This is a genomic window from uncultured Phascolarctobacterium sp. (assembly GCF_934190775.1).
In the GTDB taxonomy this organism is placed as follows: domain Bacteria; phylum Bacillota; class Negativicutes; order Acidaminococcales; family Acidaminococcaceae; genus Phascolarctobacterium_A.
On sequence record NZ_CAKPTG010000011.1, the window covers coordinates 1 to 17,677 of the forward strand.

The 17,677-nt window shown below is 42.5% G+C and carries 18 protein-coding genes and 1 riboswitch; of the genes, 15 read left to right on the forward strand and 3 right to left on the reverse strand.

Annotated elements, in window-relative coordinates; genetic code table 11:
• From Q0G26_RS07075 to Q0G26_RS07125, 11 genes are all read left to right on the forward strand, one after another.
• On the forward strand, nt 1-954 hold a 954-nt coding region (locus Q0G26_RS07075; RefSeq protein WP_293829377.1), incomplete at its 5' end, for an SLC13 family permease.
• 508 nt (nt 955-1,462) lie between these two features.
• Complete coding sequence (locus tag Q0G26_RS07080; RefSeq protein WP_293829378.1) at nt 1,463-2,737, forward strand: SLC13 family permease; 1,275 nt, start codon at nt 1,463-1,465, stop codon at nt 2,735-2,737.
• 208 nt (nt 2,738-2,945) lie between these two features.
• Complete coding sequence (locus Q0G26_RS07085; RefSeq protein ID WP_293829380.1) at nt 2,946-4,019, forward strand: efflux RND transporter periplasmic adaptor subunit; 1,074 nt, start codon at nt 2,946-2,948, stop codon at nt 4,017-4,019.
• Between the two features lie 15 nt (nt 4,020-4,034).
• Nucleotides 4,035-4,775, forward strand: a complete 741-nt coding sequence (locus Q0G26_RS07090; RefSeq protein WP_293690903.1) for an ABC transporter ATP-binding protein — start codon at nt 4,035-4,037, stop codon at nt 4,773-4,775.
• A 19-nt stretch (nt 4,776-4,794) separates the two neighbouring features.
• Nucleotides 4,795-6,009, forward strand: coding sequence for an ABC transporter permease (locus Q0G26_RS07095; RefSeq protein WP_293829382.1), 1,215 nt, complete (start codon nt 4,795-4,797; stop codon nt 6,007-6,009).
• 59 nt (nt 6,010-6,068) lie between these two features.
• Nucleotides 6,069-6,242 (forward strand): hypothetical protein, encoded by a 174-nt coding sequence (locus tag Q0G26_RS07100; RefSeq protein ID WP_293829384.1) that lies wholly within the window; start codon nt 6,069-6,071, stop codon nt 6,240-6,242.
• A 36-nt stretch (nt 6,243-6,278) separates the two neighbouring features.
• Nucleotides 6,279-6,899, forward strand: coding sequence for a nicotinate-nucleotide adenylyltransferase (gene nadD, locus Q0G26_RS07105; RefSeq protein ID WP_366517755.1), 621 nt, complete (start codon nt 6,279-6,281; stop codon nt 6,897-6,899).
• A 6-nt stretch (nt 6,900-6,905) separates the two neighbouring features.
• Nucleotides 6,906-7,487: a bis(5'-nucleosyl)-tetraphosphatase (symmetrical) YqeK gene (yqeK, locus tag Q0G26_RS07110; RefSeq protein ID WP_293829388.1), complete on the forward strand. Its 582-nt coding sequence runs from the start codon at nt 6,906-6,908 to the stop codon at nt 7,485-7,487.
• Between the two features lie 11 nt (nt 7,488-7,498).
• Complete coding sequence (locus tag Q0G26_RS07115) at nt 7,499-8,587, forward strand: LCP family protein (RefSeq protein WP_293829390.1); 1,089 nt, start codon at nt 7,499-7,501, stop codon at nt 8,585-8,587.
• A 12-nt stretch (nt 8,588-8,599) separates the two neighbouring features.
• Entirely contained in the window at nt 8,600-8,956 is a 357-nt protein-coding gene (gene rsfS, locus Q0G26_RS07120; RefSeq protein WP_293829392.1) for a ribosome silencing factor, read from the forward strand.
• Nucleotides 8,957-8,996: 40 nt separating this feature from the next.
• Nucleotides 8,997-9,875 (forward strand): S1-like domain-containing RNA-binding protein, encoded by an 879-nt coding sequence (locus Q0G26_RS07125; RefSeq protein WP_366517756.1) that lies wholly within the window; start codon nt 8,997-8,999, stop codon nt 9,873-9,875.
• A 58-nt stretch (nt 9,876-9,933) separates the two neighbouring features.
• Here Q0G26_RS07125 and Q0G26_RS07130 read toward each other — a convergent pair whose 3' ends face one another.
• From Q0G26_RS07130 to Q0G26_RS07140, 3 genes are read right to left on the reverse strand one after another with little or no spacing between them, the layout of a single operon-like run.
• Nucleotides 9,934-10,674, reverse strand: coding sequence for an energy transducer TonB (locus Q0G26_RS07130; RefSeq protein ID WP_293829396.1), 741 nt, complete (start codon nt 10,672-10,674; stop codon nt 9,934-9,936).
• Entirely contained in the window at nt 10,674-11,084 is a 411-nt protein-coding gene (locus Q0G26_RS07135) for a biopolymer transporter ExbD (protein ID WP_293829398.1), read from the reverse strand. Before Q0G26_RS07135 ends, Q0G26_RS07130 begins: the two co-directional genes overlap by 1 nt.
• Nucleotides 11,084-11,701 carry a MotA/TolQ/ExbB proton channel family protein gene (locus Q0G26_RS07140; RefSeq protein WP_249747766.1) on the reverse strand — a complete coding sequence of 206 codons (618 nt, stop codon included), beginning with the start codon at nt 11,699-11,701 and terminating at the stop codon, nt 11,084-11,086. Before Q0G26_RS07140 ends, Q0G26_RS07135 begins: the two co-directional genes overlap by 1 nt.
• Before the next feature lie 391 nt (nt 11,702-12,092).
• Between Q0G26_RS07140 and Q0G26_RS07145 the strand changes: the two genes are divergently transcribed.
• The 4 genes from Q0G26_RS07145 (at nt 12,093) to Q0G26_RS07160 (ending at nt 17,627) form a co-directional block, all read left to right on the forward strand.
• Nucleotides 12,093-13,478, forward strand: a complete 1,386-nt coding sequence (locus Q0G26_RS07145; RefSeq protein ID WP_293829404.1) for an ATP-binding protein — start codon at nt 12,093-12,095, stop codon at nt 13,476-13,478.
• A gap of 186 nt (nt 13,479-13,664) precedes the next feature.
• On the forward strand, nt 13,665-14,324 hold the full coding sequence (locus Q0G26_RS07150; protein WP_293829406.1) for a TetR family transcriptional regulator: 660 nt from the start codon (nt 13,665-13,667) through the stop codon (nt 14,322-14,324).
• 13 nt (nt 14,325-14,337) lie between these two features.
• Nucleotides 14,338-14,510: riboswitch (cobalamin riboswitch) on the forward strand.
• A 148-nt stretch (nt 14,511-14,658) separates the two neighbouring features.
• Nucleotides 14,659-16,605 (forward strand): TonB-dependent receptor, encoded by a 1,947-nt coding sequence (locus Q0G26_RS07155; RefSeq protein WP_293829407.1) that lies wholly within the window; start codon nt 14,659-14,661, stop codon nt 16,603-16,605.
• Between the two features lie 17 nt (nt 16,606-16,622).
• Nucleotides 16,623-17,627, forward strand: a complete 1,005-nt coding sequence (locus Q0G26_RS07160) for an ABC transporter substrate-binding protein (protein WP_293829408.1) — start codon at nt 16,623-16,625, stop codon at nt 17,625-17,627.
• Nucleotides 17,628-17,677 lie beyond the last annotated feature (50 nt).

Below are 17,677 nucleotides of genomic sequence, written 5' to 3' on the forward strand. Positions count from 1 at the left end.
TTGTCCAACACCGGTACCGCAGCTTGCTTACTTCCTGTAGCACTCGGTATCTGCTCCGCAGCTAAGATTCCTGCTTCTCGTCAGTTAATGCCGTTGGCATTCGCTTGCGGTTGGGGCGGTATCATCACCATGGTAGGTACTCCTCCTAACATCATTGCTACCGGTGCTATGACCGCTGCTGGTCTTGAGCCTTTCGGTTTCTTCGAATTCGCTTGGATCGGTGTTCCGGTTTCCGTAGCTGGTATGCTGTACATGATGTTTGTAGGCAAATATTTGCTCCCGAACAAACAACTCGATGCTGACCAAGAAATCGAGCAAGAAATCGAAGCAAATGAAACCTCTAAATCCAAACAAATCGTTTCCGGCGTTATCCTGTTGGCAGTTGTTCTGGTAATGGCTCTCGGCATTAAAGGCGTAACCCTGGAAATGGCAGCAATCATCGGTGCTCTGGTTTGCGTACTGACCGGTTGCTTAACTGAAAAACAAGCTTATGCTTCTATCGACTGGGTAACCATCTTCCTGTTCGCTGGCATGATGCCTGTATCCTCTGCTATGGATAAAACCGGCGCTGGCAAACTTATCGCTCAATGGACTGTTGGCCTGATGGGCGGCTCTCCTTCTCCGTTGGTTGTAACCGCAGTTCTGTTCATCCTGTCCTGCGGCCTGACTCAGTTCATGTCCAACACCGCATCCGCAGCTCTGTTGTGCCCGATCGGTATTGCAATCTCCAAAAACCTGGGCGCTGACCCGAAAGCAGTTCTGATGGCTATCGCTGTTGCAGCATCTTGCGCATTCGCAACTCCGGTAGGTACTCCTCCGAACACTCTGGTACTTGGCCCTGGCGGATACAAATTCATGGACTATGTAAAAGCTGGTACCGGCCTGGTTCTGGTAGCTTTCGTAGTATCCCTGGTTGTTATCCCGATGGTATGGCCGTTCTTCCCTGGCAAATAATTTGTTAGGCGAGTAAGCTAAAATGCAAATCAATCCCCGTCACGAAAGTGACGGGGATTTTTGTTTTTCAAAATATGGCTGAGAGCACCGGAGATACGTGATTTCAAGAGTGAGCATACAGACATATTTTTAATAAAAAAGGGGAATCAGACAATATAATTATAAACAAGCAATGTTATGCATAAATATACAATAAGCTGAGTGAAAAAACATGTAAAGTACAGGAATAAAATAAATGAAAAAGGCTTGCAAATTTGTCAGAAGTGTGTTAAACTTAACACTGTTGACAATTAAGTAATTAAAGTAAGTGAAAAAGCCAATTAAGTAAGTTATGTAAGTGAGGAAAAATCAAAGCCTTCAACTGCTGAGAAATTGGCTGAAATGTAAGCTCTATAATTTGTTAATGATAGAACTTACTGATAACTTGTAGAATTATTTTATTGATGACCTTCAGTGTGTATAGTGACACACAGACAACAAAACATTTTTATTTTTAAGGAGGAAAACAATGTCCCCAGCTATCAAATGTCTTATTCTGTTGGCAGTAGTTGCATTATTCTTCGTAACTGAACTTATTCCTCTCGCAGTTACTGCTATTGGTGCCTCTGTGGCATGCGGCCTGTTAGGCCTGATCCCTGCTAAGCAAGTATTCAGCGGTCTGTCCAACTCTACTGTAGTACTTTTTGCAGGTATGTTCGTTGTAGGCGCTTCCATGTTCTACACCGGCCTGGCTCAAGAAATTGGTAACACCGTAGTTAAAATGTGCGGCACCAGCGAAAACAGCCTGATGTTCGGTCTGATGATCGTTGGTACTGTAATGTCCGCAGTTCTGTCCAACACCGGTACCGCAGCTTGCATGCTGCCGGTTGCACTGGGCATCTGCTCTGCAGCTAAAATTCCTGCTTCCCGTCAGTTAATGCCGTTGGCATTCGCTTGCGGTTGGGGCGGTATCATCACCATGGTAGGTACTCCGCCGAACATCATTGCAGTAGGTGCAATGAATGCTGCTGGTATCGAGCCGTTCGGTTTCTTCGAATTCGCTTGGATCGGTGTTCCTATCTCCGTAGCTGGTATGCTCTACATGATGTTCCTGGGCAAATATCTGCTCCCGAACAAACAACTCGATGCTGACCAAGAAATCGAGCAAGAGGTAGAGGCTAACGAAATTTCCAGATCTAAACAAATGGTTTCCGGCGTTATCCTGCTGGGCGTTATCCTGGTAATGGCTGTTGGTATCCCGGGCGTATCCCTGGAAATGGCTGCTATCATCGGCGCTCTGCTGTGCGTACTGACCGGCTGCCTGACTGAAAAACAAGCTTATGCTTCTATCGACTGGGTAACCATTTTCCTGTTCGCTGGCATGATGCCTGTATCCTCCGCTATGGATAAAACCGGCGCTGGTAAACTCATCGCTGAATGGACTGTTGGCCTGATGGGCGGCGCTCCTTCTCCGCTGGTTGTAACTGGTGTACTGTTCATCCTGTCCTGCGGTCTGACTCAGTTCATGTCCAACACCGCATCCGCAGCTCTGCTGTGCCCGATCGGTATTGCAATTTCTCAAAACCTGGGCGCTGACCCGAAAGCAGTTCTGATGGCTATCGCTGTTGCAGCATCCTGCGCATTCGCAACTCCGGTAGGTACTCCTCCGAACACTCTGGTACTTGGCCCTGGTGGATACAGATTCATGGACTACCTGAAAGCTGGTTGCGGTCTCGTAATCGTATGCTTCATCGTATCCCTGATCGTTATTCCGATGGTATGGCCGTTCTTCCCCGGCAAATAATGCCAGTCTGACGAATAAAGCACCATATGCTTTATCGTAAATGCAAATTAACCCCTGTCACGAAAGTGACGGGGGTTTTTGTTATATGTGTTGAATTTTGTTAATGGTGCCATAAAAAAAACACATCTTTTTGCTATACTTGCTTTGACCTCAAAAAGAGTAGAGGTTATAATAGTAAAGGAATATATTTAAGAATGAGGGATGCAAAATGATGAATTTCGTTAAAAAGAATAAATATATCCTCGTAGCAGCTGCGATTTTGCTGGCAGGCAGCTATGGTGGCTATAAATATTATCAAAGCACGCAGGTTACAACTGCTGCTGTTAAGATGGGCGAAGTAAAAAAAGGCAACATTACGGAAACTGTTTCGGCAACCGGTGCATTGAGCGCACAGGATAATGTTGATATCAGCTCCAAAATTACCGGACGCATTGTTGAGGTACTGGTTAAGGAAAACCAGCATGTCAACGCTGGTGACGTACTAGTGCGCCTTGATGCAACATCCTTGAACGCAACGTTGGCACAGATGCAGGCCAAGCTGCATAACGCTCAGGCGAACTATGAGCGTAATCTGAACCTGCTGAACCGTGGTGCTATCAGCCAATCAACCTTTGACGGCGTGGAGGCCGATTATCTTGTAGCCAAGAGCAACTATGAGAAGGCTGCTTCTGATGTTAATGATACTGTTATTACCACACCGATTTCCGGTTATATTATCGGTAAGCCGACGCCTGTTGGCCAGACTATCAGCTCCGGTATCAGCACACCGCAGGTTATTATGTCTGTGGCAACGCTTGATAATATGGAGATTGAAGCAATGGTTGACGAATCCGATATCGGTCAGGTTAAGGATGGGCAGAAGGTTAAGTTTACTGTTGATGCTTATCCCAACGAAACCTTTACCGGTAAGGTGCGTTTGATTTCCCGCAGTGCAACTACGGAAAACAACGTTATTTATTATAAGGTTTATGTTACCGTTGATGATGCTAAGGGCAAACTGCTGCCGACTATGACAGCAAGAACTGAGATTATTATCGATGAAGCAAACGATGTAACCATTGTGCCTTTAAACTGCATCTACAGTGAGGGCAGCCGTCACTACGTAAAGGTATATAACGAAAATACTAAGGAAACACGTGATGTAGACGTAAAACTCGGCCTGACAAGCGACAGTGAGGTAGCAGTTACGGCAACTGGCCTCAGCGTTGGTGACAAGCTGCTGGTGAAGAAGGCTGTCAGCAAGCAGACCAGTAACAGAATGGGCCCCCCGCCGATGCACTAAGGAGGCGTTAGCTTTATGTCTGTTATCGAATTAAAAGATATAATGAAAACATATCAGATGGGTGACAGCGTGGTACACGCGCTTTATCACGTCAATCTGAAGATAGAACCAGGTGAATTTACTTCTATCATGGGTCCTTCCGGCAGCGGTAAATCTACGATGATGAATATTCTCGGCTGTCTGGACAGACCGACCTCCGGCGAATATTTTCTTGATGGCAAGGAGATTGCCGGCTATGATGACGATGAGCTGGCGCATACACGTAATGCAAAGATAGGCTTTGTCTTCCAGAACTTTAATCTGCTGGCTAAGCTGACAGCGCAGGAGAATGTAGCTTTGCCGTTGGTATATGCCGGTGTGGATGAAGAAGAGCGCATGGAGCGCGCTAAGAAGGCGCTGGAGGCTGTTGGCCTGGGCGAAAGGCTGGAGCATAAGCCTATGGAGATGAGCGGCGGCCAGCGTCAGCGTGTAGCCATTGCCAGAGCCTTAATCAATAACCCGGCGATTATTATGGCCGATGAGCCTACAGGTAATCTTGATACCAAATCCAGTTACGAGATTATGGATATTTTCAAGAAAATGAATGAAAGCGGCAAGACGGTGGTTATGGTTACTCATGAGCCGGACATTGCCGAGCAGACAAAGCGCATTCTGGTAATGCGTGACGGACAGCTGGTAAGTGATGAACGCAGCGGTGGCAAGACTGATTATGCTGCTATCGAGCTGCAGCAGATGCGCGACGGTACGCAGAGCTGATAAAGGAAGGTAGATATTTATGTTGAATGAAAGCATTAAAATGGCTTTGCAGGGCATGGTCTCCAATAAGCTGCGCACCTTCCTGACGCTTCTTGGTATTATCATCGGTGTTGGTGCTGTTATTGCAATGGTCAGCCTGGGCTTTGGCCTGAAGGAGAATGTTAAGAGCAATATCTCCAAGCTGGGCAGTAATCTGCTGATTATTACCTCCGGCGGCCGTACATCTACCGGTGCACGTCTGGCAGCAGGTGAAGGCGTTAAGCTGACGTATGATGATATGCAGGCTATCGGGAAGCAGGTTGACGGCATTGCCAACATTACGGCCAGTGTCAACAGAAGCTATCAGATGGTTGCAGGCAATCAGAACTGGACCAGCCGTGTTGAGGGTACAACGCCCAGTAACTTTACTATTTCCAGCCTGGAGGTTGATGACGGACGTATTTTGAACGACCGTGATCTCATAAGCCGCGGCAGGGTGGCAGTTATCGGTAAGACCGTTGCTGACAGCCTGTTCCCCGAGGGCAATCCTGTTGGCAAGATTATGCGTATTAACAAGGCACCGTTTCAGGTTGTCGGTGTTTTGAAAAGCAAGGGTCAGGGCAGCATGGGCATGGACCAGGATGATGTGGTTTATGTTCCTCTTACTACGGCACAGAACCGCATGATGGGTATTACGAATGTACAGCGCATCACGGTACAGGCTGAAAATGAAAATATTATCAATGATGTACAGGCTGATGTGGAACAGGTGCTGCGTACCCGCCACAAGATTAAAGAGGGCGATAATGATGATTTTACCGTAGGCAATATGGCGCAGATTATGGAAACTATGCTGTCGACGGCTAATAATATTACGATACTTCTCGGCTGCATTGCTGCTATCAGCCTTTTGGTCGGCGGTATCGGTATTATGAACATTATGCTGGTATCGGTAACAGAGCGTACGCGTGAGATTGGTATCCGTAAGGCGTTAGGCGCTACCTATAATAATATCCTGCTGCAATTTCTTGTTGAATCTATGGTCATCGGTATTATCGGCGGCACTCTGGGCGTAATGCTTGGTATCGGTGCTTCCTGCATCATCAGCAGTATGGCAGGCTGGAATACAGTTATTTCCGTTTGGGCGATTGTTATCGCGGTAATCTTTTCGGTCGGCATCGGGTTGTTCTTTGGCATTTATCCGGCACGCAAGGCAGCGCTGCTTGACCCGATTGATGCTTTGAGATACGAGTAAAATAATATGATAAAGTGAAGGGAGTCTCTCTTCACTTTATCTTTAAACTTGGAGAAGAAATGAAAAAAAGAGAACCTAATCCCCCTACATTTAAAGATTATTTGCAGGCCTTTTCAGATTATCTGAGAAGGCCTAAAACTGTTTTTGATTTCAAAGACCGTACAAAGGGAATTTTATTGCTTATTGCGATAATAATTCTGCTGCAGAAGGTTGTGCAAATGCTGAGTGATTGATATAATAAAATAATAGAAAAGTGTTGAGCAAGGAGGATGACTGTGACGGGAAAGGGACTTGGTATTTTAGGCGGGACCTTTGATCCTATTCATATAGGGCATCTGCGTATTGCTGAAGCTGTTTACGAACGTATTGCACTGGAACAAATTATTTTTATCCCAGCTTTTGTACCACCGCATAAGGTAGGACAGGATTATGCGCCGGCGGAGCATCGCTATGCGATGACTGAGCTGGCAGTAAAGCCATATCCGCATTTTACTGTGTCAGATATGGAGCTTCAACGTAGCGGCGTATCCTATACGGTAGATACCCTGCGTGAGTTGCGACAGATGTATCCGGATAAGGAGCTTTATTTTATTATTGGTGCCGATTCGGTAGCTCAGCTGCATACCTGGAATTCTATTGAGGAAATGCTGCAGCTGGCAACCTTTGTAGCTGCCGGCCGACCGGGCTATGATGGTGTGATGGAAGAGGTAGTGCAGCATCTGGGCGCTGCTGCTGCAGAAAGAATTATGCTGCTGCATACACCTGAATACGATATTTCATCTACAGAAATAAGGACAAGACTGCACGAAGGAGCAAGCCTGGCAGGCTTAGTGCCGCGGGCCGTGGAGCAGTATATTAATGCTCATCAATTATATCAAAGGCAGGGATAAAGCAGAATGATGACAATAGATGAAATGAAGCAGCTTTTGCAGGCTTCCTTGCTGCCGAAGCGTTTTAAACATTCAGTACATGTTTACGAAACAGCTTTGGAGCTGGCTGAGGCACATAAGCTGCCGAAAGAAAAAATTGCTGTCTGCGCATTGCTGCATGATTGCGGCCGTGAGGTTGCCAGCAAGGAAAGTGCGGCGAAGGCAGATGCACTGGGAATTGCTATTGATGATGTAGAACGCAATCAGCCGATTTTGCTGCATGCCAAATTAGGCGTGTACTATGCACAGACTAAGTATGGCGTAAATGATAAGGAAATTTTGGCAGGTATTGCGCAGCATACGACTGGTGCCGCCCACATGACGGATTTGGCGAAGGTTGTATTTTTAGCCGATATGATTGAGCCGGGCAGAGATTTTCCGGGCGTTGATGATTTGCGCAAGCTGGCACGTAAAAGCCTTGATAAAGCAATGCTTAAGGCCTACAGCAATACTATAGAATATTTGCTTACCGGTGGCCAATTAATTCATCCGCATTGTATTGATGGCTACAATGAGCTGATGCTGGCGCAGAAAGCAGATAATAAATAGGCGGGGCGAGTATGGAAGAAAATAATAATCAACAACCGCCGTTAAGACGCCGCAGAAGGCGCAAGATTCGTTGGGGAAGATTGCTTTTCCTGCTTATTTTTGTGGGACTTCTGGGAACAGCACTTTACCATGGAACTTTCTGGATATATAATAAATTTATCAATCCGCCGCATGTTGGCGTGACTGCAGCAGACAATAAAATACGCGATGACCAGAAGCTCAATGAACGCATTAACGTATTACTATTGGGTATTGATGATGGCGACAGTGAGGCTGCAGAAAGTGAGCCTAAACGCACAGATGCGATTATCCTGCTGAGCTTTGATCCGCAGAATAATAAGGTAGCTGTTTTATCTATTCCGCGTGATACGATGGTAGTGCTTCCCGGTCATAAGGATCCGGAAAAAATAAATGCTGCCTTTGCTTATGGTGGCGTTGTTATGGCAAAGCAGACTGTAGCTAATCTGTTGCGTGTGCCTATCCATTATTATGCGCTGGCAAACTGGCGTGGCTTTATTGATGTGGTAAATTTAATTGGCGGCGTAGATATCTACGTAGAAAAGGATATGTATTACGAGGATCCATATGCTAATCTGGTTATTGATATCAAGCACGGCTATCAGCATATGGATGGCGAAACTGCCGGTAAATATGTGCGCTTCCGCAAGGATGAGCTTGGGGATATCGGACGCGTGCAAAGACAGCAAAAATTCCTGAAGGCTGCAGCTGAGCAGATGTTTTCTGTGCAGAATGTAACTAAGGTAAGCAGTCTGCTGGCAACGCTGGACAAATATGTGGAAACAGATCTTAATACTTTGACAATGCTTAAGGCAGCCAACAGCTTTAAGCTGTTTGGTGATGATAAGCTGCGCAGTTGTATGCTTTATGGCAAATTTGACGATAGCACCGGTGTGAGCTATTGGCGTGCTGATCAGGCTGATGTAAACAAATCCTTGGACGAGCTGGGGATTCCTTATCTGAAAGAGAAGGAAGAGGAAAAGCCGGAGGTTGAAGAAGAGCCGAAGGAGCACCTGCAGCCTAAGGACAGAGATGAATTAGAACAAGAATCAACGCTTGCTGGAAAAGTAGGTAATAATTAAGGAGGATGCTTAATGGAAACTAAAGAAATTGCACAAAAAATTGCGGCTGCGGCCAATGACAAAAAAGCAAAGGATATACTTTTATTAAATATGGAGGGCTTGTCCCCGGTTACAGATTTTTATGTTGTATGCAGTGCCGGTAACAGCACTTTGGTTAAGGCAATTGCTGACAATATTGAAGATAAGCTGGCAGAAGCAGGCGTACATCCTACTCACAAGGAAGGCTATGCTGATGCACGTTGGATTCTGTTGGATTACGGTGATGTTGTAGCTCACATCTTCCTGGAGGAAGAACGCGATTTTTATAACTTAGAGCAGCTTTGGGCAGATGCTCCGTCGGAAAGCTTTGTGGAGAATACGGATGATTGATAATAAAAAATTCAGCAGACCTAGGAAGGCTCCTGTTGCTATGAATAATACCAAATACCGTCCCGGTGATGTAGTCAGTCTGAAGGTAGTGCGTATGAATGAAAATGCCGCCTTCCTTGATGCAGGCACCGGTAATACCTCTGACGATATCATGCTGCATAAGCTGCAGCAGACCTCTGATGTTAATATTGGCGATGAGGTAAAGGTATATCTTTACCTTGATCCCAGCAAGCGTCTTACGGCCAGCATGAAGCTGCCGAAGATGCGTGAAGGCCAGTTAGGCTATGTACGTGTGCTTAGCGTTACACGTGACGGCGGCTTCGTTGATATCGGCGCCGAGCGTGGCGTTTTCCTGCCCTATAGCCAGATGCGCGGCCATGTAAACCCCGGCCAGCTTGTGTGGGTAAGACTGTATCGCGATAAGAGCGGCCGTCAGGCTGTGACGATGCGTGTAGAAGAGGATATGGTGAAGGCTTCCAAGCCTGCAGAGGGCTTGAAAATCGGCGATAAGGTTACCGGTACGATTTACAATATTCTGCCGGAAGGCTTCTTCCTTTTCACTAACCAACGCTTCATTGCCTTCCTGCATCGCAGTGAAGTGCCCGGTGGCAGACTGGACTTCGGTCAGGAGATTACCTGCCGTGTAACATATCTGCGCGAGGATGGACGCATTAACGTTTCTATGCGCCTGCAAAAGGAAAATGCCCTTGTTGCGGATGCTCAGGACATCTATGATTTCCTGGTGAAGCGTAACGGCAGCATGCCTTACTGCGATTCTACGCCGTTGGAGATTATTAAGCAGAAGTTTGGCATCAGCAAGGCTGCCTTCAAGCGTGCACTTGGCCATCTGATGAAAGAGGGCAAGGTACGTCAGGAGAACGGCTGGACATATCTGACAGAAGCTCAGCAAGAAAAGTAAATTTAATATTTGAAGCACAAAAAAACCTGTTAGCTGAGTTTCAGCTAACAGGTTTTAATTATCTCAGTCTGAAGGTGAAAGGTAAGCGTAAATAGCAACGAACCTTTTGACCGTTAGTACCGACAGCGCTGGTGAAGCGCCATTTATAAGCGGCATTGATACCTGCCTGGTCGAGGTTAGCGTTACCGCTAGAGCTTACGAGGGTAACCTCATCAACAGTACCGTTGGTGTTGACCAGAAGGCGTACAACGCCTGAACCGGTGATGCCTGCATTGCGTTCTGCAGCAGGATATACAGGGTCAATCTTGCGGATAATACGCGGCATAACAGCTACAGCGCCGTTACCGTTGCCGGAACCGTAACCGCTGCCATTGCCTGTGCCGTGGCCGCTGCCGTTACCGCCGCCACTGCCGGAGCCTGTGCCGGGGCCGACACCGCTGCCGTGGCCGCTTCCCTGACCGGTGCCGCTGCCCTTACGGGCAACTTTTTTCACAGCAGATTTTTTATGTACAGGTTGAGGCTTATTGTCATCGTTTTTCCAGATGGTGTCCGGATCAGGTGTAGGCTCTTCCTGCACATCTTCTTCAGTAGAATTTTCTTCGTCGTTTGCATTACTGTCTTCGATGTCGGCATCATTGCCGCCACCGCCGCCACCGCCAAACAGTGATACCTCTACGATATCGTTAGCAGGCGGATGCGATAAATTAAACAGTCCGACGAAGCTTACGAAAAGTAAGATAAAAATATGTGTTACGATAGAACCGATAAAACCGATTCTACTGCGTTGACCAGAATTCATTATTTACCAGCTCCATCCGTTGCCAAACCAAAGCGGGTAATACCTGCGCCTTTAAGTTTATCAATAAGTTCAATAACACGACCGTAATCTACATCCTTGTCTGCTCTGATAACAATAGCAAAACGAGGATTATTTTTTTGCTCGATTGAGGATTGGGTTATTAAAGATTGGATATCTGTCGGCGCATCGCCAAGATAAAGATTGCCATCATTTTTCAGAGTTACAGCGAAGGTTGTCGTTGTATCAGTAGCAGCATGTGCTGCCTGCGGCAGCTTAACGGGAATGGTTTTCAGGTCGATCATGTACATTGTGCTGAGCATAAAGAATACCAGCAGGAAGAACATGATATCGATCATAGGGATAATAATAAGCTCCGGTGTTTTTCTATCACGTACATTGCGCAGCTGCATTATTTACCACTCCTTGTTTCTGCTTCGAGAAGAGCACTGAAGCATTGCTCCATGTCGGTAATCATATTATCCATACGATGGGCAAAATAGGAGTGTGCACACAAGGAAAGAATAGCTACGCAAAGACCGGTAGCAGTAGCGATAAGTGCTTCGCCGATACCGCCGGTAATAGCGATAGGAGCGCCGGATTCCAGATTGAAGATACTGAAGGCGCCGATCATACCAACGATGGTACCGAGCAGGCCCAGCAGCGGGGACATAGTAACGATAATAGCAAGGTAGTCCAGTTTATTTTTCAGTTTAGCAATGAAAATACCTGCCTGGCTTTCCAAAAATGCTTTTTGTTGTTCTCTGCCATCGGTGATTTTAGCTGCATCAGCAACGATTTTAGCGCATTCGCCGTTGGTTGCTTCAGCTAATTGAAAAGCTTCTTCTCTTTCGTCAGCTCGTAAAAGTTCGCAATACTTAGCGGCAAAGGGCTGACCGCTGTCTTCTGCTTTGTAGAACAGAAAACGCTCAATAGCAATAGCGATTACTGCTATTGAACAGAAAAGCAGCGGCCACATAACGAGACCGCCTTTGTGAAAATACATAATTGTTTGTTGAATTGCTTCCATGAATTGCCTCCTAAAAATACTCATCAAAAATTTTTTTGGCAGCGGCAACTGCCTCAGCTTGTTTTGAAAAATGTTATAAGCTGAATAGTGTTAATTTATAGTATATATTATCAATATGCAAAAAGCAAGAGGCTGAGAAACATAATTAGCTAAAAGTGTTTTAAATGTAACAGTGAGTGACTTAAAGTAGTGGAGAAATAAAAGTAAGGAATTTCTTTATGTAGAAATTAATGGAAAAGACATAAAATAATTTGGGAATTCAAAGCATACCTTTAGTTTTCCAGAGTATTTCTCATTCATCTGCCCATCTCTTGCAGACTTCCTTATAATGGTATATAATTTATCTAATCTAGATTATACAAATCACGATTAGATAAATGGGGTGAGTAAGATGTTCATCGGTCGCGGGGAAGAGCTGAAATTTTTAGAGGATCGATATAATAGTGCAGATGGTCAGCTTGTAGTGCTTTATGGCAGAAGACGTGTAGGCAAAACAGAGCTGTTGCGTCAATTTTGTCAAGATAAAGAGCACGTTTTTTATACTTGCACAGAAATAATAGATGAAAAACAGTTGGAAGCGTTTAGCCAGAGATTATTGGAAAAAAATAAACAGGCGGCAAAATATATTACACGCTTCAGTGATTGGGAGCAGGCCTTGCTCAGTATAACAGAGCTAGCAAAAGATAAAAAAATAGTTGTAGTTATCGATGAATTCACCTATATGGTTAAAGGGAATAACGCCATTCCCTCTATTCTGCAAAAGCTGTGGGATGAGGTTTTAAAGCAGTCTAATGTAATGCTGATTTTGTGTGGCAGCGCAATGTCATTTATAGAAAAAGAAGTTTTAGCAGAGAAAAATCCGCTTTATGGACGTGCTACAGGAATCTTAAAAATGCAGGCGATGGATTTTTATTCTGCCCAACAGTTTTTTCCTAATTACAGCATAGAGGACAAAATTACTGCCTATGCAATTTTGGGTGGTATTCCGCATTATTTAAAGCAGTTTTCCGATAAATACTCTCTCGATGAAAATATTGTGCGCAGTATTTTAAGCAGAGGCAGTGTGCTTTACAGTGAAGTGGAGTTTCTTATGCGTCAGGAGCTGCGCGAGACGAGCGTTTATAATGCAGTAATTGAAGCAGTTGCGTTAGGCAATACCCAATTAAATGATATTTATCAAAAAACGCAGATTGATAAAAGCAAGCTGAGCGTATATTTGAAAAATCTTTTGGAATTGGGAATTTTGTGCAGGGAGTTTTCTGTGGATGCCAATATTAAGGAGCAGGCCAATACACAGAGAGGCTTATACAAGGTTACCGATAATTTCTTTGGCTTTTGGTATGCCTTTGTTTTTCCTAATTTATCTGAATTGGAATCAGGCGATGCAGAAGGAATTTATCAATATGTTGTCAAGCCTGAGCTGGAGCGTTTTACATCGTATGTATTTGAAGATGTTTGCCAGCAATATTTGCGTAAGCAGAACAGAAAACATGACTTGCCGTTTTATTTTACCAAGATTGGTCGTTGGTGGAATAAGACTGATGAGATAGATATTATGGCAGTTGATTACAGGCAAACACAAATACTTTTGGGTGAGTGTAAATATAAGCATAGGCCGGTAGACGTAAAAGACTTGAAGCACTTTTTAGCCAAAAAAGTAGCGCAGGATAAGAGTTTATATTATTATTTCTTTTCCAAAGCCGGTTATACAGAGCAGGCGGTTGCTTATGCGGCAGAACATGGGATAAAGACAGTTTGTTTGGATGATTTGGTATAGACTCATGAAACACATAACACCGGAGGCTTCAAGGTTTTACTTTGAACTTTCCGGTGCTTTGATTTTGTATAATAAGTTGCAATATATCCAAATTTGACCGAAGGTCAAAATACTTGCTATTTTTATTACAAACTTCTATAATACTATTTAAGGAAATGTATCACCAGAAAAAATGGAGAAGTAAAAATGGCAAGTGAAAAACGAGCACAAAAAAAAGAGCAGATTATCTATACGGCAATTAAAATGCTGGAGCAAAGCTCATATAACGATGTACGTATAGAGGATATTGCACAGAAACTTGAAGTAGTAAAATCAAATATTTTCTATTATTTTCCGTCAAAAGGAATTCTGTATTTAAATGTATTGGAAAAATTGCATAGTGATATTATAGAACGCTTTATTTTAGAGGTTAACCAAACTTCTATAAAAAATATTGTTGACTTCAAAAAACTTATTATGAAATTGACTGATATATACATCAGAGACTATATTACTTTGATTAAGCTTTCTATCGAAAGTACGCGGATTTTTAGTGAATGCAAACGAGAGCATATTTTGCAATATAATAAAGCAGTAAATAGTCTAGATGACAGGTTACAATCTATTATTTTAGATAAATTTAACGGCTTTACACGTAATGAAGTTTTTTATATTTTTGAAGTACAGGAACATTTTTTACGTGGTTATTATCAGGATATGATTCAGAATGCCGAATATGCAATAGCCGATGATGGCGATATAGCTTGGGAAAGACTGAGTCTTTATGAGTTTAGGGTAACGAGAATGCTAAGATTTTTTTTAGATGGGATGATATACGAAAAAGATAAAAATACTCTTGACAAATGATGCTAGGTAGATTATCATAATTTTAGACCTAGGGTCAAAATATTGTTATGCTTAGATAAGCGATTCGGTGAAAATCCGATGCGGTCCCGCCACTGTAAAACGATGCAGACTTTGTAACCACTGATTTTTCAGGCTGGTATGTCAGCGTAGTTAAGCCAGAGAGCTTCCTAGGCATATTACCGTTATCTGCGATAGACAGATAGGTAATGTGATTATTAGCGTTGCTAGTAGTGCAGCCTGTTTGTATTCAGATAACAAGCAGGCTGTTTTATTTTTCTGGCCAGAGGTAAAATTTCCTGCATTCATGAGTAAAAGTATGATGAGGTGTTTAAAATTGAAAAAATTGTTTGAGCTGCGGAATGCAGTGCTGATGTCTGTTCTTGTTGGATCTTATGTAATTTCCGGTGGCACGACTGCTTTTGCCGAAGAGATGAAAACTTTTAACCTTGATGAGATGATTGTTACGGCGACAGCTACGCCGGTAGATAAGGTTAAAACTGCGGCTTCTGTATATGTTATTACATCTAAAGAAATAGAAGATAAACAGTATCAAAATTTGTATGAAGCTTTACAAAGCGTTCCGGGCATGAATTCTCGCTTATATGGAAATGGTGTTGGCTATGAATTATCCGGTTACAGTGTACCTTCTTTGAGAGATAAATATGCCGTTGTACTTATTGACGGTGTAAATCAGGCTATGGATAGTAAGGCAAGAAACTCCTTAATCGATATCAATCCTAGAGATATTGATAGAATAGAGGTATTGAAAGGTTCTGCATCTGTACTATATGGTTCTAATGCAATTGGCGGCGTTATTAATGTAATTACTAAGAGAGCAGATTCTGGAGTTCAATCTGCTATTAAATATAGTGTTGGTAACTTTGGATACCAGTCTTATAACATCAACAATAGAGGCAGCGAAGAAAATGTTTATTGGTCAGTTAATTTAGAACGTAGAAATGCCGGAGATTATGAAGATGGTAGTGGTGTAAATCATCCTACAGATAAGAAAAATAACATTGCTAATGTAAAATTTGGTTATAAAGCAAATGATAAGATGGATTTTATTGTAAAATATGATTCTTCTCATCAAGATATGAAATGGAGCGAGCTTTATAAAAAAAGCGGAGTAGTAGCTAATCATGATGGTGAATTTAATATAGATAATATTACCTTGATTTCTGATTTTATTGATAAAAAGAATGGTGAAGGTAATAATTTCTATGTGTTCAAAGGTAACATGAAAGCAGTACGCAATTATCATCATAATCCTGATAAGGAATTAGATGATGGTAGCTATACTTTTAAGGATTCAGGTGAGACATATAAAGTAAAGGCTTTTAGAATCGCTGACAGATATTATAAGCAAATTAACGATGAACATCGTATTTTAATTGGCGCTGAACATTATGATTATAAAGATGTATATCTTGAAGGAAAAAATAAAATCAAAGAAAATTCTGTATTTATCCAAGACGAGTGGAATTTCGCTAAAAATTTCAAATTAACTTCAGGTGTAAGATATGTTGTTCCGGGTGATTTTGCAGGAAAATATATTACAAGCTTTAATTTAGGATATAATCCTGCTGATAACTTAGGCTTATATATTGCACGTAATGAATATTATGTACAACCATCTATGGGACAAGTATTTGGTACTTACTTATATAATCCTAATCCTGATATTAAACCGACATCTGGCAACACCATTGAATTGGGCGTTAACTATCAAATAGATGATACGTCATTCTTAAATGCTAATATTTATAGACGTGAGGAAGATAATAGCATTTCTTGGGTAAAAGAAGGTACAAAACGTAAATATGTTAATGTAGATGGTACAGCCCAAAATAATGGCTTAGAATTAGCGTATGAAAAACAATTTGATGAAAATTGGAAAACAAAGCTTAGTTATTTCCGCACGTGGTCTAATAAATCTGGTAAGCAAAGTTTTCTGCCAAAAGATATAGTAAGTATTAACATTGATTATTCGAAAGGTAAAACTGATGTAGGCTTATTTGGATTAGGTAAATATAACTTATATGGTAAATCTCAGTTGTATTATGATAGCTTGCCTACAGATTCTTTCTGGGTGGTAAATGCATATGCTAATTATAAACCGACAAAAGACATAAAAATATTCGCTAGAATAAATAATTTGTTTGATAAAGATTATTCTAATGTTGGCAATTGGTTTGACTTAAAAGATGGTAGTATTGATGCTATCAATTATAGCGATGAAGGACGCAACTTTGTCGTTGGCGTTGAATACTCTTTCTAATATTTATTTGAGGAATAATGATTAAGCAGTTTTTAGTTATCTTCATTTTTATTTTAAGTATATTAAGCGTAGGCTGTGCATATCAAGAAAAACATCGTGCGAAGGCAGGCAAGGTTGCTCCTATTACTGTTGAGAATTTTGATGGTTATGCTGGTGATGGACGTACTTTAAAGCAGGTATTTACTGATGTGCCTCAAAGAGTTTTGGCTGTATCTGAGCCTGTTGTCGATGATTTGATATTTTTAGGTGTACAAGATAAAATTGTTGGCATTAGTGCTTGCTACAGTAAAAATTTTGCACCTTATGAAACTGAGTATGCAAAATTTGCAAGACTTACGTATGGAAGTGGTTATCCAGCTAAGGAAGCAGTGCTTGGTCTGCAGCCGGATTTAATTGTCAGCTGGGGTTCGCTTTTTGGTGAAAGTGCGTTGGGCAGTGTTGAGTATTGGCATAATAAAGGTATTCACACTTACGTTATGACAAATACTGTACCTACTCGTGCAACCGGCAGACGCAAGGTTGAATACATTGTGAATGATTTGCAGCAGCTTGCGAAAATTTTCCGAGTAGAGGAGAAAGCTCAGAAAAAAATTGCTTATCTACAGAGTAGAATAGCAAAGCTACGGATGCATAGTGAAAGTATAGCTGAAGCTAAAAAACCGAAAGTAATTACCTTGCAATATCTTTATGGCAATGAATATTTTGGCAGGACAGCTAACGATCTTACAGCTGATATGATAGAGCTTGCGGGTGGTATTTCTCTTGATGATAAGTTGGGCGGGCGTAAAAGCGTAGAATATTTGGTAGAGCTTGATCCTGACATGATTGTCATCATAGATACGGCAACAACTCCTGTTGCAGGTAAAATTAAGGCTTTGCATGAGCATAAGGTTTTAAAGAAAATTAAAGCAGTACGTAATAATAAAATCTTTGTTGTGCAGCATCGTGCTTTTTATTGTGGCAGTGAGCGTACGGTAGAAGCTGTAGAAAACATGCATAAATATATTGAAGATAACTTTTAAACTGGCTAATAGATAACATTATCTACGCATCTCTCAACATTTCTCATATA